A 25,636-nucleotide genomic window follows, 5' to 3' on the forward strand; every position below is an offset into this window, starting at 1 on the left:
GGGCCGTTAGACCAAAAGGAGGTGACAGTGATGAGAAAGTATGAAGTAATGTACATCATCCGTCCAAGCATTGATGACGAAGCAAAGAAAGCATTAGTTGAGCGCTTCAACGGCGTATTAACTGATAATGGTGCTGAAATCGCAAATGTTAAAGAATGGGGTAAACGTCGTTTAGCATACGAAATCAATGATTTCCGTGACGGTTACTACATGATTCTTGACGTGGCGGCTACTTCAGAAGCAGTTTCTGAATTTGATCGTCTTGCGAAAATCAACGAAGACATTATCCGTCATATCGTTGTTAAACAAGAAGCATAATTAAACGTTTAAATAAATGGGTTTTATTTCCTTAAGGAGTGGTTCTGATGATGAATCGCGTAATTCTCGTAGGACGCTTAACCAAAGATCCTGAATTACGTTATACCCCGAGTGGAGCAGCGGTTGCAACATTCACTTTAGCGGTAAACCGCACATTTACAAATCAGCAAGGTGAACGTGAAGCTGACTTCATCAACTGTGTTGTATGGCGTCGTCAGGCTGAAAATGCAGCCAATTTCCTTAAAAAAGGAAGTTTAGCTGGTGTTGATGGTCGACTACAATCTCGCAGTTACGAAGGACAAGACGGTCGTCGTGTATACGTAACGGAAGTTGTAGCGGAAAGTGTGCAATTTTTAGAGCCGAAAAGTGGCGGTGGGGATACGCAACGCAGTAACTTTGCTAACACTGGAGGATCTGGACAAGGCTCTCCATTTGGAGATAATCAGAACCGTAACTCAGGTAATCAAGGTTATACTCGCGTTGATGATGATCCATTTGCAAATAATGGCGAGACAATTGACATTTCTGATGACGATTTACCGTTTTAATTCGCAGTAGATTATCCGGAGTATAAAATTTTATAGAAACTTTTAAGCGGAAGGAGGCGTATCAAAATGGCAGGTGGACGTAAAGGTGGACGCAACAGACGTCGTAAAGTTTGTTTCTTCACAGCAAACGGCATCACTCACATCGATTACAAAGATGTAGATATGCTTAAAAAATTCGTTTCAGAGCGTGGTAAAATTTTACCTCGTCGTGTAACTGGAACAAGCGCTAAATACCAACGTAAATTAACGATCGCTATCAAACGCGCTCGTCAAATGGCATTATTACCATATGTTTCTGGTGAATAATGAACGGTATAAAAAGAGGCAGTAAGGATTCCCTTACTGCCTCTTTTTACATTACATAGGTGCTCTTTTGCCAAATAGTTGCTTCTTATGAACTGAATCGATAAAATAAATAATAGTCTATATCAACGAGGTGAAGTTGTGAAAGGAATTCGATATATTACAGAAGGAGCAGCTCTTTTAGCGCTGTTTGTAGCGCTGTTGCTTTTTTCACTATACATACCTGTTGTGGGAACCATTTTTCAACTAGCGCTAGCTGTTCCATTTATTGTGTATACCGTTCGTCATGGGTGGAAAAAGGCAATATTATTTTTAGTAGTAGGGTTGTTATTGACTTTGTTATTTGGAAATGTATTGACTCTTCCTTTTACACTTGTATTTGGTATTGGTGGATTAGCAATAGGAATGCTTTACCGACAAAAACAAAAAAGGTATACCATTTTACTAGGCGGCACGGTTGCATTTAGTTTAGGTTTACTTTTATTGTTCGTAGGAGCAAATGTCATTTTTAATGTTAATTTAATGGAGCAAATAAATAATGCTTTAGATCAATCGATTAATCAAAGTATTGAAATGATGAAAAGTTTAGGACAAGACGTTAAGGAATCTCAAATTGACCAAATGAGAGATGCATTTGATATGTTTAAAAATCTGCTGCCTCTATTAATTGTTATGGGTGGAGTTATTCTAGCCTTTTTCTCTCAGCTTATTGCTACGCCTATTCTTAAAAGAACAGGTTATGAGGTGCAAGCATTCCCGCCTTTTCGTGAATTTAAACTTCCTAAAAGTATTCTATGGTATTATTTGATTGCATTAATCTTATCCTTCCCATCTTTTAATATTGAACAAGGTACATTTATGTACGTAGCTATTATCAACATCGTGATGGGACTGCAAATGCTAGTAGTGTTACAAGGGATCTCTTTTATCTTCTATTTCTCACATCAAAAAGGGTATGCGAAAGCAATTCCAATTGTTGTAACAATTTTAGCATTAATTATTCCAATTATCCTTCAAATTGTGCGCATCTTAGGTATAATTGATTTAGGATTTAATTTAAGAAAACAATTAGACACAAAAAAGTAGATATTGTGGAACTTAAAAAAGTAGGAGCTGAAATGGATGCCTGTCTTTACAAAAAAGAATGTCATTCGCTATCCATTTTACTCATTGTATAGTATAGCCCTGATTTTAGTAGGTATCGTGACCTATCATAATTGGATCATAGGAATGATAGGCTTTATATTACTATTAGCCTGTCTTTTTCTATACATGAGAATGGAGCGAATGCTGTCCGATGAGTTTGAAACCTATATTTCAATGCTGTCTCATCGGCTGAAAAAAGTAGGCGAAGAGGCATTAATGGAAATGCCGATTGGGATTATGTTGTTTAATGATGAATATCAAATTGAATGGACCAATCCTTTTCTAGCATCTTGTCTCGGTGAAGATACACTAGTGGGAAGATCATTATACGATGTAGCAGAGAGTATTATTCCACTGATTAAACAAGAAGTGGAAACAGAAGTTGTCACGTTGCATGATCGGAAATTCAAAGTGGTTATTAAACGAGACGAGCGCTTACTGTACTTCTTTGATATTACAGAGCAAATAGAAATCGAAAAGTTGTATGAAGAAGAACGAACAAGTTTAGGCATTATCTTTTTAGATAATTATGATGAACTAACACAAGGAATGGATGATCAAGTTAAAAGTAACTTGAATAGCCAAGTAACTTCTATGTTAAATAGTTGGGCTCAAGAATACGGTATTTTTATTAAACGTACGTCTTCTGAGAAATTTATTGCGATTATGAATGAACAAATCTTAATTCATTTAGAGCGAAGTAAATTTTCTATCTTAGACCAAGTTCGAGAAGAGACATCTAAACAAAATATACCGCTTACATTGAGTATCGGTATTGGGGCTGGTGCGGCTGATTTGCCCGAACTGGGTGCTTTGGCTCAATCTAGCTTGGATTTGGCCTTAGGTCGTGGTGGAGATCAAGTAGCGATTAAACAGCCGAATGGAAAAGTGAAATTCTTTGGCGGCAAGACTAATCCAATGGAAAAACGGACGCGCGTGCGTGCCAGAGTTATTTCTCACGCGTTAAAAGAGCTCATTACAGAGAGTGGAAAAGTGATTATCATGGGTCATAAGTATCCGGATATGGATGCTGTAGGAGCTGCTATTGGGATATTAAAAGTAGCGCAAGTAAATCAGAAAGACGGTTTTATCGTATTAGATCCTGATCATATTGATACAGGTGTTCAGCGAATGCTAGAAGAGATTAAAAAGAAAGAAGGCCTGTGGGAACGATTTATTACGCCTGAAGAAGCCTTAAATCTTGTGAGTGATGATACTCTTTTAGTAGTAGTAGATACGCATAAGCCGTCGCTCGTTATTGAAGAAAGGTTATTAAATCGTATTGAAAATGTCGTGGTCATTGATCATCATAGACGAGGAGAAGACTTTATCGAAGACCCTCTTCTTGTCTATATGGAGCCATATGCTTCCTCGACAGCAGAACTCGTTACTGAGCTTCTTGAATACCAGCCAAAACGATTTAAAATTGATATGCTAGAAGCAACAGCACTTTTAGCCGGTATTATTGTCGATACAAAAAGCTTTACATTACGCACGGGATCTCGTACGTTTGATGCAGCGTCCTTTTTACGTTCTCAAGGCGCAGATACGGTTCTTGTTCAAAAGTTTTTAAAAGAAGATATTACGCAATATGTACAGCGAGCACGCTTCATTGAACATGCAGAGATTTATACAGCGGGTATTGCCATTTCACGCGCTGAACCGAACAAAATGTATGATCAAGTGTTAATCGCGCAAGCTGCAGATACGCTGCTTTCAATCAGCGGAGTGGTTGCTTCGTTTGTTATTTCTAAGCGACGGGATAATCTAATTGGCATTAGTGCTAGATCGCTTGGAGATATCAATGTACAAGTTATTATGGAAAGTCTCCAAGGCGGAGGCCACTTAACGAATGCTGCTACTCAGCTTCAAGACATTAGTTTGGATGAAGCTGAAGAAAGGCTTAAACAAGCAATTGATGAGTACTTAGATGGAGGTAAAAAATCATGAAAGTAATTTTCTTAAAAGATGTAAAAGGAAAAGGCAAAAAAGGTGAAGTGAAAAATGTTTCAGATGGTTATGCACATAACTTCTTATTAAAAAATGGTTATGCTGTTGAAGCTACAGGCGGTAATGTGAAAGTATTAGAAGCACAAAAAAATAGAGAGCAAAAAGATGCAGCTGCAGAACTTCAAGCAAACAAAGAGTTAAAAGCAACTCTTGAAGAACTGACAGTTGAATTAACAGCAAAATCTGGTGAAGGTGGCCGTTTATTCGGTTCTATCACAAGCAAACAAATTGCTGAAGAATTAAAGAAAAAACACAAAATTAAAGTAGATAAGCGTAAAATTGAATTAAATGATGCCATTCGCGCATTAGGCTACACAAATGTACCGGTTAAATTACATCCGGAAGTAACGGCTACTGTAAAGGTACACGTGACTGAACAAAAATAAACGTACGATTGAGAAATAAGTAAATAATATAAAGGGTTGGCGCGGACTTGTATTTGTTCGCGCCAACATTTATGATGAAAGAAAATACTGAAAGAATATAAGAGGGGCATAGAAATATGAGTGATCTTTTTGCTGATCGTCTTCCGCCTCAGAATATTGAAGCAGAGCAAGCGCTATTAGGGGCCATTTTCTTAGAGCCTTCTTCTTTAACCTTAGCATCTGAACTGCTGATACCTGAAGATTTTTATCGGGCATCGCACCAGAAAATCTTTACATGTATGCTGAAACTTTCTGACCAAGGTGAACCGGTTGATTTGGTAACGGTAACGTCTGAATTAGCTGACCAAAAAATCCTAGAAGAAGTTGGCGGCGTATCGTATTTAAGTGATTTAGCTAACTCTGTTCCAACGGCTGCAAACGTAGAATATTACGGTAAAATTGTAGAAGAGAAGTCGATTTTACGCCGTCTAATTCGTACTGCAACGCATATTGCTTCAGAAGGATATGCAAGGGAAGACGAAGTGGAAGTTTTATTAAATGAAGCGGAAAAAAACATTTTAGAAGTAGCACAGCGTAAAAACAGCGGTGTGTTTCAAAATATCAAAGATGTACTTGTACAAACGTACGATGATATCGAAGTTCTTCACAATCGAAAAGGTGACATTACAGGTATCCCAACTGGGTTTAGTGATTTAGATAGAATGACAGCAGGGTTCCAGCGAAATGATTTAATCATTGTAGCGGCGCGTCCATCGGTAGGTAAAACGGCTTTTGCCTTAAATATTGCGCAAAACGTTGCAACGAAAACGGATGAGAACGTAGCAATCTTCAGTTTAGAGATGGGTGCTCAGCAGCTTGTTATGAGGATGCTGTGTGCCGAAGGAAATATTGATGCACAAAGGCTGCGTACAGGCTCGCTTACAGCCGATGACTGGGGAAAGCTCACGATGGCAATGGGATCTTTGTCCAATGCAGGGATTTATATTGATGATACACCGGGTATTCGAGTAGGTGAAATTCGTTCTAAGTGTCGTCGCTTGAAACAAGAAGGCGGACTTGGGATGATTTTAATTGACTACTTACAGCTTATTCAAGGTAATGGACGAAGCGGAGAAAACCGACAGCAGGAAGTATCTGAAATTTCGCGTGCGTTAAAAGCTTTAGCCCGTGAATTAGAAGTTCCTGTTATCGCCTTATCACAGCTTTCCCGTGGCGTAGAGCAGAGACAAGATAAGCGACCGATGATGTCTGATATCCGTGAATCCGGAAGTATTGAGCAGGATGCCGATATCGTAGCTTTCTTATATCGTGAAGACTATTATGAAAAAGACACAGAAAATCAAAATATTATCGAGATTATTATAGCCAAGCAGCGTAACGGTCCAGTTGGAACCGTACAGCTTGCCTTTGTAAAAGAATACAATAAATTCGTTAATCTCGAGCGGCGCTTTGATGACGCAGGAGTGCCGCCTGGTGCATAAAACCTCTCAATATGAGAGGTTTTATTTTATTGTTATCGCATTCGTTCTGCAAAATACGATATATTTGTAATAACTTTTGTTAAATCGTTCGGATTTAATTGACTTTAGTGTGATAAATTGATACACTTATCCATGGTTAAATTATGTCGTAGTGAGCTGTTGCTTACTAAGCGGAGGTGCTTAAGATATGTCTTCAGTCGTTGTAGTAGGAACACAATGGGGAGATGAAGGAAAAGGGAAGATTACAGACTTCCTATCAGAAAATGCAGAAGTGATTGCACGTTACCAAGGTGGGAACAATGCAGGTCACACAATTAAGTTTAATGGTGAAACTTATAAGTTACATTTAATTCCTTCAGGTATTTTTTATAATGACAAAACGTGTGTAATTGGAAACGGTATGGTTGTTGATCCAAAAGCACTTGTTCAAGAATTAAAATACTTACATGATCGCGGTGTAACAACAGAAAACTTACGTATTAGTAACCGAGCTCATGTGATTCTTCCATATCATTTAAAATTAGATGAAGTTGAAGAAGAACGTAAAGGTGAAAATAAGATTGGTACAACGAAAAAAGGTATTGGACCAGCTTATATGGATAAAGCAGCACGTGTTGGTATTCGAATTGCCGATTTACTAGACCGTGAAGTATTTGAAGCAAAATTAACACAAAACTTAGCTGAAAAGAATCGCCTTCTTGAAAAAATGTATGAAGTAGAAGGCTTTACATTAGAAGAAATTTTAGATGAGTACTATGAGTATGGTCAACAAGTTGCAAAATATGTTGTTGATACATCAGTAGTATTAAATGATGCGTTAGACGAAGGACGTCGTGTACTATTTGAAGGCGCACAAGGTGTTATGTTAGATATCGACCAAGGAACATATCCATTTGTTACATCTTCAAACCCAGTAGCGGGTGGAGTAACAATTGGTTCTGGTGTAGGTCCATCTAAAATCAAACACGTTGTAGGTGTATCAAAAGCGTATACAACTCGTGTTGGTGACGGTCCTTTCCCAACTGAATTAACAAACGAAATCGGTGATCAAATCCGTGAAGTAGGACGTGAATATGGTACAACGACTGGTCGTCCTCGCCGTGTAGGTTGGTTTGACAGTGTAGTTGTACGTCATGCTCGCCGCGTTAGCGGAATCACAGACTTATCTTTAAACTCAATTGATGTATTAACGGGAATTGAGACATTAAAGATTTGTGTAGCTTACCGTTATAAAGGGGAAGTTATGGAAGAATTCCCTGCTAGCTTAAAAACACTTGCAGAATGCGAACCTGTATATGAAGAGCTTCCAGGTTGGACAGAAGATATTACGGGTGTGAAAACATTAGATGAGTTACCTGATAACGCTCGCCACTACTTAGAGCGCGTGTCTCAATTAACAGGTATTCCTTTATCTATTTTCTCTGTAGGTCCAGATTGTACACAAACAAATGTATTACGTGGTGTATATAGCTAAATAAAAAGAGTTAGCTCTTCGTGAGCTAACCTTTTTTATTTATAATTGGTGCTTTTTTAACAAGATTTTTAAAAAAGCTCAATAATAAAAAGAAAGTTTTAAAAAAACTATTGCATTCATATGAAATATCATGTTATTATAATAAGCGTCGCTAAGAGATATAACATGAGCCATTAGCTCAGTTGGTAGAGCATCTGACTTTTAATCAGAGGGTCGAAGGTTCGAGTCCTTCATGGCTCACTTTTGTTACAACGTGGCCCGTTGGTCAAGCGGTTAAGACACCGCCCTTTCACGGCGGTAACACGGGTTCGAATCCCGTACGGGTCATTTTTAATATTTTTAATACATAGCATATAGACTGAGGTCCCGTGGTGTAGCGGTTAACATGCCTGCCTGTCACGCAGGAGATCGCGGGTTCGATTCCCGTCGGGACCGCCATTTTGGCTCGGTAGCTCAGTTGGTAGAGCAAAGGACTGAAAATCCTTGTGTCGGCGGTTCGATTCCGTCCCGAGCCATCAAAAAGCATGACTTTATTTAAAGTCATGCTTTTTTCTTTTATTTACATTTAAAAGAAAACGTTATTTGCTTTGCATTTCTTTTATGGTAATATATTACTTTTGTATTTAGAGATGGTTGAAAATCATATATCTTCATGTATAGTAGAGGATGAACTTGTGACGTTTTAAGGGTTATCAAGTATAATAAAACTACGGTATTCAAACAGTATGAATACTATCTTTTATATTTTGCTTCAACTAATAAAGGAGAACGATGATCATGGATAAACGTATTTTAGTCGTAGATGACGAAAAGCCGATTGCAGATATTTTAAAGTTTAATTTGCAAAAAGAAGGTTACGAAGTATTTTGTGCTTATGATGGCGTAGAAGCACTTGAAAAAGTGGAAGAAGTACAGCCTGAAATGATTTTATTAGATATTATGCTTCCTCAGAAAGATGGAATGGAAGTTTGCCGAGAAGTGCGCAAAAAATATGATATGCCTATTATCATGTTAACAGCAAAAGACTCTGAAATTGACAAGGTTTTAGGTCTAGAATTAGGTGCAGATGATTATGTAACTAAGCCGTTCAGTACGCGTGAATTATTAGCACGTGTAAAAGCTAATTTACGTAGACATCAGCAGGTAGCTGTTCCAACAGAAGAAAGTGAAACGAATGAAATTACGATTGGAGCACTTGTTATTCATCCAGATGCTTATATTGTGTCTAAGCGCGGAGAAACGATTGAACTGACTCATCGTGAATTTGAGCTGCTGCATTATTTAGCGAAGCACATTGGACAAGTCATGACGCGTGAACACTTGCTTCAAACTGTATGGGGTTATGACTATTTTGGTGATGTGCGTACGGTAGATGTAACAGTTCGAAGATTACGTGAAAAAATTGAAGATAATCCAAGCCATCCAATGTGGATTGTAACAAGACGTGGAGTAGGCTATTATTTACGCAGCCCAGAGCAGGAGTAATTTTAGATGAAGAAAGTAAGGCTCCTGCAATCTATTCATTTAAAGTTTGTATTGATTTATGTGCTGCTTATTTTAATTGCGATGCAAATTATTGGGGTCTATTTTGCTCGACAATTAGAAAAAGAATTAGTTAACAACTTTCGAACGTCTCTTCAAGAGCGGACAGACTTGCTGACGTATAACATTGGACAAGAAATGGTGAAAAATCGTGATGATGATTCACCCACTCTTGAGGAAGACTTAAAGACTATTTTACGAGATTTTGCTTCAAGACCCAATTTAGCTTCAAATGATATGAATGACATCTCTGAAGTAAGAGTCATTGACCAAAATAGAAGAATCATTGCTACATCGAACTCAAATCCTCAACAGATTATAGGTAAAAAGACTAATGATTTAGCGATTACAAATGCGTTGTTAGCAGGAACGAACTCTGATAATGTATTTGTTGATCAAAGCGGACAGCGAATCAGAGTTATGATACAGCCTATTCGTTTACAGGATAAAGTAGGTGCCAGTCAATCAAATTCAACTAATAAAAATGGAAAAGTTCAGTCTAGCGAAGAAATCTTAGGCGCTATTTACTTAACAGCTTCCATGGAGCCTGTTTACGATCAAATGAGTAATATCAATCAGATCTTTAAAGCAGGTACGGTGATCGCTCTTTTTATTACAGCTATTTTAGGCGTGTTTTTAGCTCAGACGATTACTCGTCCAATGTCTGAAATGAGAAAACAAGCACTTGAGATGGCCAAAGGGAATTTTACGAGAAAAGCTAAGGTATACGGATATGATGAAATTGGTCAGCTAGCTCTCACATTCAACAACTTAACAAGAAAGCTTCAGGAAGCACAGGCAACGACAGAAGGGGAGCGCCGTAAGCTTAGTTCGGTATTAGCTCATATGACGGACGGCGTTATTGCGACGGATCGAAAAGGAAGAGTAATTTTAATTAATGATCCAGCCGCAGCTATGCTAAATGTTTCACGTGAAACGGTTTTGTCTGACCCAGTTGTTTCCCTATTAGATCTTGAAGAAACGCATACGTTTGAAAGCTTGCTCGCTAATCAAGAGTCATTAATTTTGGACTTTAGTACAAAATCGGATCCTTTTATTTTAAGAGCTACCATTTCTGCTATTCAAAAAGAGACCGGTTTTATTAACGGGATTATCATTGTCCTGCATGATATTACAGAGCAGGAGAAAATTGATCAAGATCGCCGAGAATTTGTAGCGAATGTTTCACATGAATTGCGTACGCCGTTAACAACGATGCGCAGTTATTTAGATGCGCTTGCAGACGGTGCTTGGCAAGATAAGGACTTAGCTCCAACATTTTTAAATGTAACGCAAACGGAGACAGAGCGAATGATTCGTCTCGTTAACGACTTGCTTCAATTATCTAAGCTAGATAGTCAAGACTACCGATTTAGTCGTGACCCAATCAATTTTGTAAAGTTCTATCATTACATCATTGATCGCTTTGAAATGACGATTGAACAAGGTATTTCGTTCGTGCGCGACTTGCCAAATGAAGCAATCTATGTCGCTATCGATCAAGATAAAATTACACAAGTATTAGATAACATTATTTCCAATGCAATAAAATATTCACCTGAAGGCGGAACCATTACATTTTCAATTGCTCAGCATACGCATGAAATTGTTGTGAGCATTAAAGACCAAGGTATGGGAATTCCAAAATCAAATTTAGCTAAAATTTTCGAACGCTTCTATCGTGTAGATAAAGCACGAACGCGTAAATTAGGCGGAACAGGATTAGGGCTTGCTATTGCCAAGGAAATTATTGAAGCACATGATGGACGCATTTGGGCAGATAGTCAGGAAGGAAAAGGAACAACGATTTACTTTACTCTTCCGATTGAAAGTGAGAATGATGACGAATGGGAATGAGATATGAACATATCAAAACGGCCATCTTAGTTGTTCTCGTCGCTTCCAGTTTAATTATGACGTATCATATATGGACGTATCAGCCTTCTTATAAGGTCATTTCAAAAAATCAACATTTGCAAGAAGTTGAAGTGAGTTCAAAAAGTAAAATAGAAGATCATATTCTTCCAACAGAAGTTCTCTATCATCGAAACGATAATCACTACATGTCTCACGATGAAGATGATGTAAACAAATGGGTAAATGAAATGAAAAAGTGGAAATTTTCGAATGTGACGGACGTTTCGGATGCTATTTCTCCTGATGGATTTTTAAATTATGTCCATGGAAGTAATTCTATTGAAGTGCTGTATCCAGACGCGCTACCTTTGAAAACATTTCAACAGCTTTTTTCATTTTCTCAAACGTCTTTGCCTAATCAAACATTTGACCGTGTACTCATTAAAATTAAGCGTACACCTTCCTTTTTCGTGAGCGTGTATCTTGTGAATTATGAGCAAAAAAAGATTTATTCGGTTACAGTCAAGAATTTGGCCAAAGATGATATCAAAGAATTAGAAGATAAAATGAAGCGTACGTATGCCCCGAGCCTTGTATATAAAGAAAACAAAAATCGGTATATCTTCCTTCCGGAAAATAATATTACGATGAATAGTGAAGTCTACTATACGAGCATGAGGCATTTAGATATTGAAAAATATAAAGAAGCGCTTTTTAACAACCCAGACTATGCACGGAAAGAAACGTCTACAAACCGAGATGTCTACACTGAAGGTACAAAAGTGATCAATGTCAATACGAAGACAGATGTGATGGAATATGTGAATCTTGTAAATTCCACGACCGAGGTAATGGAAGATTATAATTTAATAAATCGCAGCTTTAGCTTCGTTAATGACCACGGCGGCTGGACAGAATCTAATTACAGGTTCAACAGCTGGAATCGCATTACAAAAGAAATTAGCTATCGTTATTATAAAGATAACTATCCAGTGTACAGCAATCAGGGAATGACTGAAATATATCAAAGATGGGGAAATGCGGAGATTTTAAATTACCGTCGTCCTCTTTATCGTTTTGTAAGAGTACAGGACTCGAGTGTAGAAAAGCTGCAGTCATCTCAAAAGGTGATTCAATTAATTGAAAAACATCAAAACTTTGACCCGAATCTGTTAAAAGATATTTCAATAGGCTATCAGCTAGAAGAAGTGTCACAGCAGCCGAAAACCGGCGAAAAGACGGTTGAGTTTAATTCTAATTCTGTCAAACTCGTTCCTTCTTGGTTCTATTATTATAATAGCAAATGGTATCGAATTGCACCGCCGACCGAAGGAGGCGATAACGATGGATTGGAATAGAACAAAAACCATCTTTATTTTCACTTTCTTGATTCTTAATATTTACTTAGGCTATCAGATTTTTAAAACTCATCAAGAAGATCAGTACTCTCTATTTGTAGAGTCGAGCGTGGAAGAACAATTGACGAGTGAAGGCATTGAATATAAACATTTACCTGTAGATGTGAAGGAAGCTTCGTCGTTAAATGCTAAAAGTAAGCTGTTTAAAGATGAAGATTTAAAAAAGCTGAAAGAGCAAAAAGCAGCGCTGCTTGAGGAAAAAACAATTCGAAGCGTACTAGACAAACCTTTTTCAGTATCTGAAAAAAGTCCCGAAGCAAAGCTAAGTCAATTTCTAAAACGGTATGTTATCTCAGGTAAGGATTATGAGCTATGGAATGTTAACAAAGAGAAAAAAACAGTTACATTCTTTCAACAATATAAGAAGCATAAAATCTTTGATAATGAAAATGGCATGATCATTGCTCATTTAAATGATAAAGGTGAAATTATTTCGTATGAACAAACAATGCTAGGTTCTGTGAAAACGTTAGATGATGAGCAGGATGTTTTAACGCCTTTAAAAGCATTAGAAAATTTGTTTTTGAAGGGTGAATTGAAAAAGAAAGATTCTGTAACAAACGTAGAGTTTGGGTACTATACGTTTGATCTGCCGCTACTAAATTCTCAAGTTTTAGCACCAACTTGGCACATTGTTGTAAATGGAGATACGAGTTATTTTGTAAATGCCTTTGAAGGGCAGATTATTAAAAAAGGAAATAAATAAGTATTTGGAGTGAGATAAATGAGCCTGCATTTCAGCGTGCTAGCGAGTGGGAGCACAGGAAATGCGATTTTAGTAAGTGATGGAGAACATTCCTTACTAGTTGATGCGGGGCTGAGCGGAAAACAAATGGAAGCTCTCTTTCAACAAGTAAATCGCAATATCCCGGATTTATCAGGAATTTTAGTGACTCACGAACATAGTGACCATATTAAAGGACTAGGTGTTCTGGCACGTAAATATAAGCTCCCTATTTTCGCAAATGAAAAAACGTGGAACGCAATGGACGGCTTGATCGGCAACATTGATACGGAACAGAAGTTTCACTTTGAAATTGGCCAAACGAAATCGTTTGGTCAATTGGAAGTGGAGTCTTTTGGCGTTTCGCATGATGCCGCAGAGCCTATGTTTTATGTCTTTCATCAAGGGTCTAAAAAATTGACCCTTATTACGGATACCGGCTATGTAAGTGACCGCATGAAAGGTACGATTAAAAATAGTGATATGTACGTATTTGAAAGCAATCATGATGTTGAAATGCTGAGAATGGGGCGCTACCCTTGGAGCATTAAAAGACGAATTTTAAGCGACGTAGGACATGTATCAAATGAAGACGCGGCGCTTGCAATGGCAGATGTAATTGGAGATCAAACCAAACGCATTTACTTGGCGCATTTGAGTCAAGACAATAACATGAAGGAAATTGCCCGCATGTCGGTTGCACAAGTGTTACAACAAAAAGACATCAATGTAGAGGACAATATTCTCCTATGTGATACTGATCCAAAAAGACCAACTGATATTGTTTATGTATAGTCTCTAGAAAGGAAGCGAAAAATAACTTCATTTAGTACGTGAATGCAGACATTCACGATGATAAATGAAGGGTTCGGTGATAGTGTGGAACATTATGATGAAGGCCAAGAGCCGAATAGTCGGCCGCCTAAACGCCGCAGAGGATATTTCGCTTCTGCTCTGATTGGAGCTATTATAGGTGCACTTATTGTACTGCTTCTTATGCCAGCCTTGGTGAGGAACGGGATTTTGCCATACGGATGGATGAATGATGAAAACGGAGATGAACAAACAGGGTCTACGATACAAAAGTCAGTATCTCTTGACGTCACTACGGCCGTCACAAAAGCTGTTTCCGAAGCCAATGCAGCAGTTGTAGGAGTTGTAAACATTCAGAACTCTGAAAGCTTTTGGAATGATGAACGAACTGATGCCGGGACAGGCTCAGGTGTTATTTACAAAAAGCAAGGCAATAAAGCTTATATTGTGACAAACTATCATGTCATTAAAGGCGCTAACGAAATTGAAGTGAGCTTCAGTAACGGTACAAGGGTATCAGCTAAAATTCTTGGCAGCGATGATTTAATGGACTTAGCAGTTCTTGAAATTGATGCAGGTCACGTGACAAAAGTGGCTACCTTCGGAAATTCTGATAAGCTTAAAGCTGGTGAACCAGTGATTGCTATCGGAAACCCGCTAGGCCTTCAATTTTCTGGATCCGTTACACAAGGAGTTGTCTCAGGAGTTAACCGTGTCATTCCTCAAGATTTGAATGGCGATGGAAATCCTGATTGGCAATCAGAAGTCATTCAAACAGATGCCGCAATTAACCCTGGCAATAGCGGGGGTGCTCTTGTTAATATTGATGGTGAATTAATAGGCATTAATTCCATGAAAATTGCCCAAGAAGCAGTTGAAGGCATTGGTCTTGCAATACCAATTAACATGGCTAGGCCCATTATTAATGACTTAGAACGATATGGTGAAGTTAGACGTCCGTATCTTGGAGTTAGTACACTATCATTAAGTGAGGTATCAGGGTATCATTTAAAAGAAACCCTTAAGTTACCGCATGATGTAGTAAACGGAGTCGCTGTTCTAAAAGTCGAGCCAGGTTCGCCAGCCGCTAAAGCTGGGTTGAAGGAATATGATGTGATTGTTGAGCTAGATCACAGCAAAGTAAGGGATATTGCGACACTTCGCAAACACCTCTACATTGAAAAAGAAATTGGCGATAAAATGAATGTAACGTTCTATCGTGATGGCAAAAAGAAATCCACAGAAGTAAAATTAACTCGTCAAATGAAGTAAAAGAAAAGTTATCCACAGGGGATAAACTCCTGTGGTTTTTTAATGAAAAGAATAGAGAAAGGAAGATAAATACATGAAGATATATTGCTGTTTAGAACACACGGAACTAGCGCTGGATGTAATGGTAGATGAGATTGAGCTAGCACCGGTTTTTGAAAAAATAGAAAATTCAACTGACAAAAAAAGCTGCGAATATTGTGACAATGAAGCTATATATGTAGTAGGGAACTAATATTCTTATACAAAATGTGGATATAGCATGTGGATATGTGGATAATATCTGTGGATAAGGGATAAAGGAGAGGAGAATAGCCTGTGAATATCTCTATTATAACCATTGGGAAGTTAAAAGAAAAATACTTAAAACAAGGCATTGAAGAATATTTAAAGCGTTTATCAAGCTATGCAAAAGTAGAAATTATTGAGCTTGCAGATGAAAAAGCGCCCGAAAACTTAAGTGAATCTGAAATGGAACAGGTGAAACAAAAAGAAGGAGAGCGCATCTTAGCGAAAATCTCAGATGATACTCACGTGATCGCATTAGCTATCAACGGAAAACAAAAATCTTCCGAGGAACTGGCAAAAGAAATCGATTCATTAGCTACTTACGGAAAAAGTAAAGTAGCGTTTGTCATTGGCGGATCGCTTGGCTTAAGCAGCGAAGTAATGAAACGTTCAAACGCAGCTCTTTCTTTTTCAAAAATGACCTTTCCTCATCAGCTTATGCGCCTAGTATTAGTAGAACAAATTTACCGAGCTTTTCGTATTATTCGAAATGAACCTTATCATAAATAGAACGTGTGGATATTTTTTCATCAAAAGCTGAGGCAGAAGGAAATGTAAAACCTTCTGCCTCAGCTTTTATCATATGTGGATAAATAGCAAACGTCTATAAAATAGAACAATTGAGTTTAAGCAAACGAGCTCTTATTTAAGAAACAGAAAAACCTTCGTCTTCTTTCACTCCAGCTCTGTCTTTAAACTCATCAAGCAATGCACGCACTTCATCAGTCGTTTCCGTGCTCATGAGCAGATTTCTTAATTCACTTGCACCGCGGAATCCGCGAACGTAAATTTTGAAAAAGCGTCGAAGCGGTTTGAAAGGGCGCGGCTCTAGCTCTTCAGAATATTTGTCATGAAGGTCTAGCTGCAGGCGAAGAAGTTCTAATAGCTCTTCGCTTGTGTGCTCTTTCTTTTCTTTTTCAAACGCAAACGGATTATGGAAAATTCCGCGTCCAATCATAATTCCATCAACGCCGTACTTCTCCGCAAGTTCAAGACCTTTCTGGCGGTCAGGAATATCACCGTTAATTGTTAGTAGCGTATGAGGCGCGATTTCGTCACGAAGCTTCTTAATCTCCGGAATTAACTCCCAGTGCGCGTCAACATCGCTCATTTCTTTTTTCGTACGAAGGTGAATAGAAAGGTTCACGATATCCTGTTCTAAAATGTGCTTCAGCCAGTCGTACCACTCATCAACTTGCGTATAGCCAAGACGAGTCTTTACGCTTACTGGAAGCCCTCCAGCTTTGGCTGCCTGGATAATCTCAGCCGCAGTATCTGGACGGCGAATCAAACCAGAACCTTTTCCGTTTCCTGCAACGTTCTGTACAGGGCAGCCCATATTAATATCAATGCCGCGAAAGCCCATTTCTGCCATGCCAATACTCATTTGACGGAAGTATTCAGGCTTATCTCCCCAAATATGCGCAACGATTGGCTGTTCATCATCTGTAAACGTCAAACGTCCTTTTACGCTATCTTTTCCTTTCGGATGGCAGTAGCTTTCCGTATTCGTAAACTCTGTAAAAAATACGTCAGGTCGCGCTGCTTCAGTCACAACATGGCGAAAAACGACATCCGTCACAGCTTCCATCGGTGCCAAAATAAAAAACGGACGCGGCAACTCATGCCAAAAATTATCTTTCATCTTATATCTAAACCCTTTCTTTTAGGGAAAACATCTTCCCAAAATTAAAAAGTGTAATTTCTTTTATAAGGTTGAATGCTAGTATAAACTTCAACCAATATATACTTTAATGGTATGGAACGAAAAGTGCAAGGGAACGAGACATTTTGTTTAGCTGGAAATACTTATTGAAACGAATTCTATATCTAGCATTAGTGGGGCATAAGGGAGCCTGAAGGGATATACCGGATACTTACCAATAAATATGCTAACGCGTTTGGGGCTAGGCACTTTCTTTAAGGATATTATAAAGTATTCACCATAATTGTGGTTGCGATAAGCGGTTTTATAAATAACTTCTACTATATAAAAACCACGTCTGTCACTCACAACAGACGTGGTTTCATTACGTATTAATGCTTTTTGTAAGGAGCGCCGTCCTTAGAAGGCAGTCCAGAAATGTATCCGACACCACCAGTTTCTTGAATGCCAATGCTTTCTTTCATTGCATTAGCTAACTCTTCTTTATCAACAGCGGTAATATTTTTGTCGCTGATGTCCTCGCCCGGGTGCTGATAGTTGCTTAGTACGTAGCGAGAGTTTTTAATGTTTTCTACTGCACGAAGTCCTGTTGCTTCTGCTCCCACTGGAACCGAAAGGATGCGTGATAGTTTTTTGGTTTTTACATTATAGGCCCATACAAAGTTGTTTGTGTGCAGTGAGCTGTCTTCTCCGATAAACAGTGTATTTAAGTCATTTGAATACGTAAGGTTATCAGGGTTGGCAATTTTATTTGAATCCGCTGTATTGCCGTATGCATCTGCTTTTTCTAGGTCTTGTCCAATCAATAGCCCTTCCATACTTGCAGGAACGTAGCGGCTGTTAATCTTGCCTTTTGCTTGGTCTTTTTGATGCGAGCCTAAGTTCAGCTGGTAGGTCACACCAGACTCTAATTTTGGAAGCTGAATATCATCTTGTACAGCACCAGGCTCTTTTAGCATGGCACTATTTTGGTAAGAAATAGCCATATACGCTTTTTTGTCTTTTTTATTAACCGTTAGTCCTTCCATCTTGTTGAATTCAGACGTGGCACCTAGAATCGCACCGTATCTGCGTGATTCTAAAAAGGCAGCTGCTTTTTCCATGCCAGGCTTTACTTTTAAATATTCAACTTTTTTACTTGCGGCGGTTTTGACTGCTTTAAATCCTTTTGTAGGCTGGTCGGCTGTTTCAAAAATATCACTGAATTTTGTGCCTTTGTCGATTATTGTTTTCACTTCATTGTCTGTTGCATGGCCAAGCTTAATCCACTGAAGGTCGCCTTTCCCTCCATTTTTTGTGCTCGTTTGTTTAAACTTTGCGGCATAAAGAGTTCCTGCTGAGAAGTCTTTTTCCTTATCTGCTACATACATAAACATCATGGTATTAGACCCATCGTCTCCAAAAAGAGCGGTTTTATTATCTGGAAGTACCTGCATCATTTCATGTGAAAAACGGCCTGTGCTGTAATGTTTTACGACAGACGCATCGCCGCTTTCATCCACTGAAATTTCTGGAATCCAGCCGTAGTAGTAAGGGTTTGCTTTTGACGTGTCACCGAAATAAAGCTTAGCGAAGTTCGTAACGTCTTTATAAGAGCTAGATGCAGGGTCTTCAAAAGCGCGTGCATCAGGCTCGTATTCTTCTGAACCGAGGTGAGTACCCCAATCCGTTGTAGAGCCATTACACGGCGTCCACAAACCATTTACATTAGAAAAATCAATTTTTTTAGCATGGTTGACGGTTAGTTTTCCTGTTTTATCATCTCGGTCAACTTGTGTAAGCGTCATGGAAGCAGGAAGACCGGAAATCTCTTTTCCAGCATTATTAACAGATTCGTATTCATAATGTGAAATAATATAAGACTTACCGTTAATGGTAATAAAGCTGTTTGAATCCGGCGCGTCTGATACATACGGTGATGGCTGATCAGGAACGCTTCGGTCAATAATTGGATCCCCGTTTGCATCGATTGGTGTACCTGCGGCGATTAATTCTCCTTTATTATCGACAATTTTATCTTTTGAAAGAAAGAGTTGGTTATAGTTAAGCGGCGTTTCTTCCACACTTCCATCTTTATACGTTACTTTTACAGAGGCCTCTGTATACGTTTTAATCATATTCTCAATCGTAGTAGGTGCTTTCATTGGCTGAAACTCGACGCTTTTGATTTGTTTTGGATGTTGAACTGGATGATGCTCTGCTGCAAAAGCAGAAGCGGCGCTAGAAGCTAAGAGAGTGAGAGATAGTCCAAGAGATACTCGTTTTTTCATGGTTGATAACCTCCAAATCGTATTCATACATTTATTAAATCATTTGATTGTTGAGGAAATATGAAGAGAAGCAGTGGATTTGTTGAGCTGTTGTTAAGAACGTTGAACATTTAGATGACAAGTTTAACTAGAAGTTATTCAGCTATCTTTCAGAATTTGTTCAGATAGCATTCAGCTGGGCTTCATAGTGAATTCATGTTCCGCTCTTACAATAAACACATAGCTAAAGAGGACAAGAAGCGCTTTGGCTCGTACAGCAAAAGTGAAAGGTATTTTAGCAGGAAAAAACGTTACTCCAATGGCGCTATTTTGATAAATGACCGCTGCTAAAACCTTTAGCTTGTGCTGTAAATACATTGGAAATTACGCGGAGGTATAATCATGATTGGAAAAGTATTAGCAGGAAAAGCAGTAGTAGCAAAAGCCGTGGGAGGTGCCACAATTGGAACAGCTATCGCTCTTGGTTCAATGACAAGTGCATTTGCTTCAGACGGTCAGCACATTACTTCAACAAAAGCGTCGGCTCATACTGAAGCGGCCACATATACACAAGCTCAAGCAAAAACAATTGCTTTAAAGAACTGCGGAGGAACGGTTCAATCGGTTTCTTTTGAAAATAACGCCTATACGTTTTTAATTCACGGAAAAGATAATCAAGACCATCATGTGAAAGTAAATGCACACAGCGGAAAAGTGGTAAAGGTTGAAAAACTATCTTTTTCTCAAAGTGAGGCACAAGCAGTAGCGGTGAAAAACTGTGGAGGAACGGTTAAGTCTGTAGGCTTCAACGATGGAGTGTATACGTTCTTAATTCATGGAAATGATAGCCGTGATCACCACGTACAAGTCAATGCACAAAGTGGAAAAGTGATTCAAATTCAAAGCGCTGCATTTACAAAAGCACAGGTTCAATCAATTGCATTAAAAAATTGCAGTGGAACGATTCAATCGAGTTCATATGCAAATGATGTATACACATTTTTAATTCACGGAAAAGATAACAAAGATCACCATGTGAAAATAAACGCTGAAACAGGAAAAGTAATCAAAGTCGAAGCGGTAAAGTTTACGCAAGAACAAGCTAAACAAGCTGCTCTTCAACAGCACAAAGGAACGGTTCAATCTGTTTCATTCAGTGAACAAGCGTACACGTTTGTCATTAAAGGAACAGACAACGTACAACATACTGTAAAAATCAGTTCTCAAACAGGAAAAGTGTGCTGATTTGATACAAAAGACGATTGCTTCACGGCAATCGTCTTTTTTACGTCAAGGGCAATACGATTTCAAAAGCAGTTCCTGCATTCAATTTGCTCTCTACACGTATTTTCCCCCCGTGCAGCTCTATAATAGATGCGCTAATGGCCAAGCCTAAGCCCGCTCCTCCATATGCCCGAGAGCGTGAAGCATCAGCTTTGTAAAATCGCTCAAATAAATGAGGAAGGTGTTCTTGAGGAATACCATGACCGTTATCTTGTATTATTAACGAAAGTTCTTTCTCATTTATTTTTCCTATCACTTGAATAACTCCTGTAGTTGGATTTGTATGCTGTACGGCGTTGGAAAATAAGTTTAAAACAACTTGTTTAAATTGATCTTTGTTAATGTCTGATGGTAAACGGCTTGGAAAGTCGAATAAAACCTTTCTGTTCCTCGCCAATAGTATGAGTTGAGGTTTCATATCTAAAATCAACTCATCTACAAAACAGTATTCTTTTTGAAACGGTGGAAGTTGATCAAGCTGAGCAAGAAGCAGAAGATCCTGAATAAGTTTGTGCAGTCTTTTGGACTCTCCATACATGCTTTTTAATGCGTCGTTTAATTGTTCTGGATTACTGCTAGCCCCTCTTAATAAAACTTCTAAAAAGCCGTGAATAGATGTAAGCGGCGTTCGCAGTTCATGCGAAGCATCCGCAACAAAACGCCGCATTTGTTCTTTGGCTTCTGTTTCTGCTTTAAATGCTTTTTCAAGACGTTCAAGCATTTCATTAATAGAAAGAGAAAGGCGATCCATTTCGATTTGTCCTTGATTAACAGGCAAGCGGTCATGTAAGCTTCCGGCATTAATATGCTCTACTTTTTTAGTAGTAGTAAACAAAGGGACTAACGTCTGTTTTAAAACAGAAGAAAAAACAAAAAAAGCAATGGTCATTGCGGTAAGTGAAAGCATTAAAAAGATGAGCATTTGTCTGATTAAGAGGTCTCTTAATGATTCTGTGGGAGTATTAATTTGAATAACTCCCTGTATTTCTCCATCAAAGATAATGGGTTTTAAAACAATGACTTGCTCTTGATGACCATCCATTTTTTTTATGAGGCTCTTCGTGTTGTCCGGCTGTTTGCTGTTTTTCATTACTTGTTTGTATGCAGATGCAGAAAGCTTAGGGAAGTAAGAATGATGTGGATCCTTAGCCAGCCGTAAAAAGGTGCTTTTTTGATTGATAAAGGTAATATTAACGCCCGGGAAATAAACCATTGGTCTTGATGATTGTTTTACATTCTGGCTTGTTTCAATATCGTGCTTCCAGACATCATCGGGAATCAAGTGAATTTGGTCTTCGATGCTTCTAATTTTATTTGTGTAAATAAATTGCTTCATAAATACGTATTGAAAAACGCCTATCAGCATCAGTAAACTCAAAATAACGAGTAAACTTCTAGATAAAAGCTGAAGGCGAAGAGAGTTCAAATGAAAGAAACGTTTGTGCTTCATGAAATATCAATCCGGTACCCTACACCGCGAAGCGTTCGAATAACGGTTCGGCTATGGTCCTGTAATTTTTCTCTCAGTGATCGAATGTATACTTCAACAATGTTTTCTTCTCCTCCAAAATCATATCCCCACACTCGATCTAAAATGGTGGATTTACTTAGTACGAGACCGTGATTAATAACTAAGAATTTTAAGAGTGCATATTCAGTAGGGGATAAATCAAGTATGTGATTAAGGTATTTAATTTCTTTGCGGCGGTCATCAATTTTAAATGGACCGATGGATACTTCGTCTAATAAGTTGGGAAATTGATTGCGGATTCTAGCTTGAATGCGCGCAAGAAGTTCTTCAAAACTGAAGGGTTTGACCATATAATCATCTGCTCCAATAGTCAGCCCCTTTACTCGATCGTCCACTTGATCTTTTGCTGTTAGCATGATGACAGCTATATTCCCCATTTTCTTTAACAAACGGCATACTTCAAATCCATCCATTCCCGGAAGCATAACATCTACAATAGCGATATGAGGCTTGAATTCTTTGGCTATATTAATGCCTTCCATTCCGTCTTGGGCAGCTTTGATATCAAATCCTTCATTCGTTAACCCTAAAGATAAAAACTGTAAAATAGTTGGTTCGTCATCTATAAGTAAGACTTTAATTCCTTTTAGTTGATCCATCATGGTGAAAACTCCTTTGCTCCTCTACTTTCTATTATGCTTTTTTATCTGAAACAGCCCTGAATAATAGCTGAAAGCAAGCTGAAAAATAGTAGCTATTCTTATATCTTCAGCTAACTTTAAGCTTCTATTCGTCTTATTCTCAGAAATCTTTTGCATAATGAACGGCGTACTAGATAAAACGCCATAGACGGAAAGTCTAATGGTGAAAGAGGAGGAAATGTAAAGATGATTAAATGGGTAAAAGTATTGTCTACATCTGCTTTAGGAGCTGCAGTTGCATTTAGCTCTATTACAACGAGTCACGCTGCAGAGATGAAGACAGCGAAAGCAGAGACAACTGAACATGTCAGTATCTCGCAAGCTCAGGCAAATGGTATTGCTCTGCAAGATTGCGACGGGACAGTCACATCTACGGAATTTAAGCAAGAATCAAGTGTGTATGTGATTACAATTGCAACGAATAACCTTGAGCAAAGAATCGTAGAAGTAAGCGCAAGCACTGGAAAAGTAGTGAAGAAGCAAGAAGTGAAGTTATGGACACAAAATCAAGTGAAAGAATCCATTTCTAAGCAGTATACAGGAGCGATTCAATCTATTACATTTAACAAAGAAACGCATGAATATACGTTAACTGTAGTAGATGGCAAAGTAGAATATACGCTAACCGTGGATGGTCTAACGGGGAAAGTCATTCATGAGAATAAAAAAGAGCTGCAGCTAATATCAGAGCAAAAAATAAAAGAAGCAATTGTTAAACAATATAGTGGTTACGTATATAGTCTAGAGTTTAAAGAATCCGCTAGTCAGTATGTCGCAGTGATTCTTAAAGATAGCACTCAATATACGGTAACGTTAGATGCTTTCACAGGAAAAGTAGTTAATACTTCTCAGCAAGCAGTGAAGCTATTAACGAGACAAGATGCAAAAGATCTTGCACTGGCTACATATGCAGGTAAGGTGAAAATGGTAGAATATGATCAAAACGCAGCGATTTTCACAATAAAAATAATCAAAGATAATACGGAATACACCGTTACAATCGATGCGGTTTCGGGTGAAATCACATATGTAAAACATGATAAGCTTCAGCCGTTAACGGAGACCGCTGTAAAAGTTCTTGCTTTAAAACATCAAGAAGGAAAAGTAGAGCATATTGAGCTTATAACAGAAAACTCAATAACTGTATACGTGGTGACTTTAGTGAGCGGAAGCAAGCAGCAGACGCTTAAGTTCGATGCATATACTGGACAAGAGTGCTCATAATTTTTTATCTTAAAACATACATTTCATTTTTCATTCATATCAAGCAGAGGGTGCTTCAAGGCATCCTCTGCTTTTCTATTTTGTAACTGGAAACATTACCGGTTATCTATGTTAAGATAAATGTAGATTATTCTCGTAAAATGGATAAAACTAGAATGAACTAAATTAAATAGATAGGGTGTACACATGAGAAAAGAAGTACAAGTTATAGCCAAAGAAGCTTTTATTAAAAAAGTGAATAAAGGTTATCCACTCATTGAAAAAGATGCGCTTGTTGATGGTCATAAACTGCAAGAAGAAGGCGTTATTATTAACTTAGTCACTCCAAAAAATCAATTCTTAGCCAAAGGCTATTATGGAAAACAAAACAAAGGCTACGGATGGATTCTGACGAAGAAGAAAAGTGAACAAATTGACGCGGCGTTTTTTGTACGAAAAATTCAGCGAGCTATTGCCTCTCGTCACGATTTTTATGCGTCTGAAGATACAACTGCTTTTCGTGTATTTAATAGTGAAGGTGACGGAATTGGCGGCTTAATCATTGATTATTATGACGGATATTACGTCACGAGCTGGTATAGTGAAGGAATTTATCAATTTAAAGAATACGTTATTGAAGCTTTAAAATCTGCGCCTAACTTTAAAGGGCTGTACCAGAAAAAACGTTTCAACGTAAAAGGGCAGTATATTGAAGAAGATGATTTTGTAGTAGGGGATAAAGGTGAGTTCCCTTTAATTGTAAGAGAAAATGGTATTCGTTTTGCCGTTTATTTAAATGACGGAGCGATGGTTGGGGTCTTTTTAGATCAGCGAGACGTCCGTAAAACGATTCGAGATAAATATGCAAAAGGAAAGACCGTTCTAAACATGTTTTCGTATACAGGCGCATTTTCAGTGGCGGCCGCTCTTGGAGGAGCTGCGAAAACAACAAGTGTCGACTTGGCCAATCGCAGCTTGGCAAAAACAATTGAGCAATTTAGTGTAAATGGAATTGATCACGAAGCACAGGACATTATTGTGGAAGATGTTTTTAAGTATTTTAAATATGCGGTTAAGAAGAATATGACGTTCGATCTTGTGGTGCTAGATCCGCCGAGCTTTGCTAAATCGAAAAAGCATACGTTCAGCGCGGCAAAAGACTACAAAGATTTATTAAAAGAAGCCATTGCTCTTACAAAGCCAAATGGTGTCATTGTAGCTTCGACGAATGCAAGTAATTTTGATATGAAAAAATTTCATTCGTTTATTGAAAAAGCTTTTAACGAAAAAGGGGAACGTTACAAAATGATGGAGCAGTTCTCTCTTCCAGCTGATTTTAAAACAATAAAAGAATTTAAGTCAGGTGATTATCTCAAAGTCGTGTTTATTCAAAAAGTAAATCGTTAAATGCAAGGCTGCATGATGAACTCATGCAGCTTATTTATTTTGATGAAATAACGCTTACAAGCTATTTTGATGAAATAA

23 protein-coding genes and 4 tRNA genes are annotated in these 25,636 nt (G+C 38.2%); 23 read left to right on the top strand and 4 right to left on the bottom strand.

Going from position 1 to position 25,636, the window contains the following annotated elements:
- Positions 1–30 precede the first annotated feature (30 nt).
- From rpsF to rlmH, 20 genes are all read left to right on the top strand, one after another.
- Complete coding sequence (gene rpsF, locus ACXAE4_RS01535) at positions 31–318, top strand: 30S ribosomal protein S6 (protein ID WP_013059915.1); 288 nt, start codon at positions 31–33, stop codon at positions 316–318.
- 47 nt (positions 319–365) lie between these two features.
- Positions 366–866, top strand: a complete 501-nt coding sequence (gene ssb, locus ACXAE4_RS01540) for a single-stranded DNA-binding protein (protein ID WP_013059914.1) — start codon at positions 366–368, stop codon at positions 864–866.
- A 66-nt stretch (positions 867–932) separates the two neighbouring features.
- Positions 933–1,172: a 30S ribosomal protein S18 gene (gene rpsR / locus ACXAE4_RS01545; protein WP_013059913.1), complete on the top strand. Its 240-nt coding sequence runs from the start codon at positions 933–935 to the stop codon at positions 1,170–1,172.
- Positions 1,173–1,310: 138 nt separating this feature from the next.
- Entirely contained in the window at positions 1,311–2,255 is a 945-nt protein-coding gene (locus ACXAE4_RS01550) for a YybS family protein (protein WP_033580875.1), read from the top strand.
- A gap of 36 nt (positions 2,256–2,291) precedes the next feature.
- Positions 2,292–4,265, top strand: coding sequence for a DHH family phosphoesterase (locus tag ACXAE4_RS01555; protein ID WP_025752414.1), 1,974 nt, complete (start codon positions 2,292–2,294; stop codon positions 4,263–4,265).
- Positions 4,262–4,711, top strand: a complete 450-nt coding sequence (rplI, locus tag ACXAE4_RS01560) for a 50S ribosomal protein L9 (RefSeq protein ID WP_013059910.1) — start codon at positions 4,262–4,264, stop codon at positions 4,709–4,711. Before ACXAE4_RS01555 ends, rplI begins: the two co-directional genes overlap by 4 nt.
- A 116-nt stretch (positions 4,712–4,827) precedes the next feature.
- Positions 4,828–6,192 carry a replicative DNA helicase gene (gene dnaB / locus ACXAE4_RS01565; RefSeq protein ID WP_013059909.1) on the top strand — a complete coding sequence of 455 codons (1,365 nt, stop codon included), beginning with the start codon at positions 4,828–4,830 and terminating at the stop codon, positions 6,190–6,192.
- 187 nt (positions 6,193–6,379) lie between these two features.
- Positions 6,380–7,666 (top strand): adenylosuccinate synthase, encoded by a 1,287-nt coding sequence (locus ACXAE4_RS01570; RefSeq protein WP_475235319.1) that lies wholly within the window; start codon positions 6,380–6,382, stop codon positions 7,664–7,666.
- A gap of 167 nt (positions 7,667–7,833) precedes the next feature.
- Positions 7,834–7,906, top strand: a tRNA-Lys gene (locus ACXAE4_RS01575).
- Positions 7,907–7,921: 15 nt separating this feature from the next.
- Positions 7,922–7,993, top strand: a tRNA-Glu gene (locus tag ACXAE4_RS01580).
- 35 nt (positions 7,994–8,028) lie between these two features.
- Positions 8,029–8,104 (top strand) — tRNA-Asp (locus ACXAE4_RS01585).
- Positions 8,105–8,108: 4 nt separating this feature from the next.
- A tRNA-Phe gene (locus ACXAE4_RS01590) sits at positions 8,109–8,181 on the top strand.
- Between the two features lie 262 nt (positions 8,182–8,443).
- Positions 8,444–9,151, top strand: a complete 708-nt coding sequence (gene yycF, locus ACXAE4_RS01595) for a response regulator YycF (RefSeq protein ID WP_013085552.1) — start codon at positions 8,444–8,446, stop codon at positions 9,149–9,151.
- 6 nt (positions 9,152–9,157) lie between these two features.
- Complete coding sequence (gene walK, locus ACXAE4_RS01600; protein ID WP_014457685.1) at positions 9,158–11,065, top strand: cell wall metabolism sensor histidine kinase WalK; 1,908 nt, start codon at positions 9,158–9,160, stop codon at positions 11,063–11,065.
- Positions 11,062–12,423 carry a YycH family regulatory protein gene (locus tag ACXAE4_RS01605; RefSeq protein WP_224357631.1) on the top strand — a complete coding sequence of 454 codons (1,362 nt, stop codon included), beginning with the start codon at positions 11,062–11,064 and terminating at the stop codon, positions 12,421–12,423. Before walK ends, ACXAE4_RS01605 begins: the two co-directional genes overlap by 4 nt.
- Entirely contained in the window at positions 12,410–13,189 is a 780-nt protein-coding gene (locus ACXAE4_RS01610; protein WP_028411921.1) for a two-component system regulatory protein YycI, read from the top strand. Before ACXAE4_RS01605 ends, ACXAE4_RS01610 begins: the two co-directional genes overlap by 14 nt.
- Positions 13,190–13,207: 18 nt before the next feature.
- A complete protein-coding gene (locus ACXAE4_RS01615) occupies positions 13,208–14,002 on the top strand; it encodes an MBL fold metallo-hydrolase (protein ID WP_014457688.1) in 795 nt (264 codons plus the stop codon).
- A gap of 57 nt (positions 14,003–14,059) precedes the next feature.
- A complete protein-coding gene (locus tag ACXAE4_RS01620; RefSeq protein ID WP_033580481.1) occupies positions 14,060–15,292 on the top strand; it encodes a S1C family serine protease in 1,233 nt (410 codons plus the stop codon).
- Positions 15,293–15,365: 73 nt separating this feature from the next.
- Positions 15,366–15,524 carry a CxxH/CxxC protein gene (locus ACXAE4_RS01625; RefSeq protein WP_016765983.1) on the top strand — a complete coding sequence of 53 codons (159 nt, stop codon included), beginning with the start codon at positions 15,366–15,368 and terminating at the stop codon, positions 15,522–15,524.
- Positions 15,525–15,607: 83 nt separating this feature from the next.
- Entirely contained in the window at positions 15,608–16,087 is a 480-nt protein-coding gene (gene rlmH, locus ACXAE4_RS01630; RefSeq protein ID WP_028411923.1) for a 23S rRNA (pseudouridine(1915)-N(3))-methyltransferase RlmH, read from the top strand.
- Positions 16,088–16,223: 136 nt separating this feature from the next.
- On the opposite strand, the gene ACXAE4_RS01635 is transcribed toward rlmH, so the two are convergent.
- On the bottom strand, positions 16,224–17,222 hold the full coding sequence (locus ACXAE4_RS01635) for a tRNA dihydrouridine synthase (RefSeq protein WP_014457691.1): 999 nt from the start codon (positions 17,220–17,222) through the stop codon (positions 16,224–16,226).
- A gap of 392 nt (positions 17,223–17,614) precedes the next feature.
- Complete coding sequence (locus tag ACXAE4_RS01640) at positions 17,615–19,513, bottom strand: PhoX family protein (RefSeq protein WP_475235324.1); 1,899 nt, start codon at positions 19,511–19,513, stop codon at positions 17,615–17,617.
- A 381-nt stretch (positions 19,514–19,894) separates the two neighbouring features.
- Here ACXAE4_RS01640 and ACXAE4_RS01645 point away from each other — a divergent pair, with 381 nt between their 5' ends.
- Positions 19,895–20,737: a PepSY domain-containing protein gene (locus tag ACXAE4_RS01645; RefSeq protein ID WP_099000263.1), complete on the top strand. Its 843-nt coding sequence runs from the start codon at positions 19,895–19,897 to the stop codon at positions 20,735–20,737.
- 40 nt (positions 20,738–20,777) lie between these two features.
- On the opposite strand, the gene ACXAE4_RS01650 is transcribed toward ACXAE4_RS01645, so the two are convergent.
- Positions 20,778–22,226, bottom strand: coding sequence for a sensor histidine kinase (locus ACXAE4_RS01650; RefSeq protein WP_475235326.1), 1,449 nt, complete (start codon positions 22,224–22,226; stop codon positions 20,778–20,780).
- Entirely contained in the window at positions 22,223–22,906 is a 684-nt protein-coding gene (locus ACXAE4_RS01655; RefSeq protein WP_028409748.1) for a response regulator transcription factor, read from the bottom strand. Before ACXAE4_RS01655 ends, ACXAE4_RS01650 begins: the two co-directional genes overlap by 4 nt.
- A 228-nt stretch (positions 22,907–23,134) precedes the next feature.
- Here ACXAE4_RS01655 and ACXAE4_RS01660 point away from each other — a divergent pair, with 228 nt between their 5' ends.
- Together ACXAE4_RS01660 and ACXAE4_RS01665 are read left to right on the top strand one after the other, a co-directional pair.
- Complete coding sequence (locus ACXAE4_RS01660; RefSeq protein ID WP_289578614.1) at positions 23,135–24,172, top strand: PepSY domain-containing protein; 1,038 nt, start codon at positions 23,135–23,137, stop codon at positions 24,170–24,172.
- A gap of 186 nt (positions 24,173–24,358) precedes the next feature.
- Entirely contained in the window at positions 24,359–25,558 is a 1,200-nt protein-coding gene (locus ACXAE4_RS01665) for a class I SAM-dependent rRNA methyltransferase (RefSeq protein WP_049166318.1), read from the top strand.
- The last annotated feature ends 78 nt before the right edge of the window (positions 25,559–25,636 follow it).

The sequence above is a fragment of the Priestia sp. ABM2_011 genome (assembly GCF_056158845.1).